This is a genomic window from Vibrio cionasavignyae, assembly GCF_050337155.1.
GTDB lineage: Bacteria > Pseudomonadota > Gammaproteobacteria > Enterobacterales > Vibrionaceae > Vibrio > Vibrio nomapromontoriensis.
Window position 1 is genome coordinate 1 of record NZ_JAKJSR010000060.1, and the last position, 1434, is coordinate 1434.

Sequence of the window (1434 nt, forward strand, 5' to 3'; positions counted from 1 at the left end):
GATTGGCGGAGTGCATTGGGAAATCCGTGCAATCTGGTTTGCGTAATCGTGGATGACATCGGCAAAAGTCATGTTGCTCGTGTGTATACAAACTGTTTCCCACATGACGCGAAAAGGGAGCATCGGAGCACTAGGTGAGCAAACTTCTAACAAATTGTTCAAGCAGACAGCTAACAGTTGGCGATTTTGCTTTGGTTGAGTTCAGTGATTACGGTGGCTTTGTTTGAGTGCAGTGGTAGTTAGCTGCTACTTAACAAGGCGTTATAACTCAAGGGGTAATTGTGAAACTGAAGAATATCAAAGGTGTGGCTAAGAACTTTACCCTATCATTTTTTAGTGGCGAAAATTACATCGATGGTGGGTTTGTCCGTGATGATATCTTCAAACTAGCTAATCTTAAAGCAGGTGATTTAGTGAGAATTAGTTGGATTCCAACTAAAGATGAAGAGCTGTTTAAGCTAACGCCTAGAGTACGTAAGACGGTTCTTGCTTATCGCAAGTGGCTACCTAAGTTGTGCGAATCTCACAGTTTACCTATCGAATGCTTCGAAGAATTTTATATATCGGCTTATCGTGCTGATAACCATCAGGTGCACGTCGAAGCGGTAGTTGTGGATCTAAATGGAAAAATCTATCAGCTGCCAATTTGGGTTTGAGTTATAACAAACTGTTCAAGAGGGATTCGCAACGCGTGGCATTTTTACTATGCGTTGCGTTTAGTGGTTAAGGTGGTATGCGGCGGCATCGGTATTGCGTTGCTCACCCCTTAACAGGGCGTTAGGTGCTCAGAGGAAATAATGAATTCAAAGGAAGTTGTCCTAGCTTTTTGGGATGCAATGAAAACTAATGATTTTGCCAAAGCAAGTGAATGGCTAAGCCCCAATTTTGAAGGTTTCTGGCCTCAATCAGGTGAACTCATTACTGGCAGATGTAACTTTACATCTATCAACTCTTTTTACCCTGCAAACGGTATTTGGGAGTTTGAAGTACACTCGGTGGTTTGCGATGGTGCAACAGTTGTGACTGATGTTTCAATTACAGATAGCGTCCAAAAAGCGCGTGCTATCACTTTCCATACCGTTGAAGACGGACTAATCAGTAAGCAAAAAGAGTTTTGGCCAGACCCAATGGAAGCGCAAGAATGGCGAAGCCAGTGGGTAAAGGTTGTGGAAGAATAGGCAACGCACCTAACAAACTACTCAAGTGGACGCCATAAGCTTGGCGGTTTTGGTTTAAAGTTAAGTGCGCTTGGTTAGTTGGTCGTTAGCGCCACTTAGCAGGGCGTTAAATTACAAGGATAGTTTTGTGGAAATCAAGGAAGTAAATTCGATCTCAGGTCTAGTTGACCAATTAAATCTACTGTTAGCCGATTGCATCAATRGCGGAGCGTCTGTCGGTTTCTTAACTCCTGTTGATGAAAACGAAGTGAAATCA

The 1434-nt window shown here is 42.9% G+C and carries 2 protein-coding genes and 1 pseudogene; all 3 read left to right on the forward strand.

The window, feature by feature from the left end; all coding sequences use genetic code 11:
* Positions 1 to 281: 281 nt before the first annotated feature.
* The gene (locus tag L4D74_RS25075; RefSeq protein ID WP_428755119.1) at positions 282 to 656 is read left to right on the forward strand and encodes a hypothetical protein; all 375 of its coding nucleotides are present in this window, start codon (positions 282 to 284) and stop codon (positions 654 to 656) included.
* Between the two features lie 141 nt (positions 657 to 797).
* Positions 798 to 1178 (forward strand): nuclear transport factor 2 family protein, encoded by a 381-nt coding sequence (locus L4D74_RS25080; RefSeq protein WP_428755120.1) that lies wholly within the window; start codon positions 798 to 800, stop codon positions 1176 to 1178.
* A gap of 127 nt (positions 1179 to 1305) precedes the next feature.
* Positions 1306 to 1434, forward strand: a pseudogene (locus L4D74_RS25085) (GNAT family N-acetyltransferase); the annotation flags it as partial.

Excerpts from the sequence above, each read along its gene's own strand:
- L4D74_RS25080 (WP_428755120.1), top strand. The coding sequence starts at position 798 with ATGAATTCAAAGGAAGTTGTCCTAGCTTTTTGGGATGCAATGAAAACT.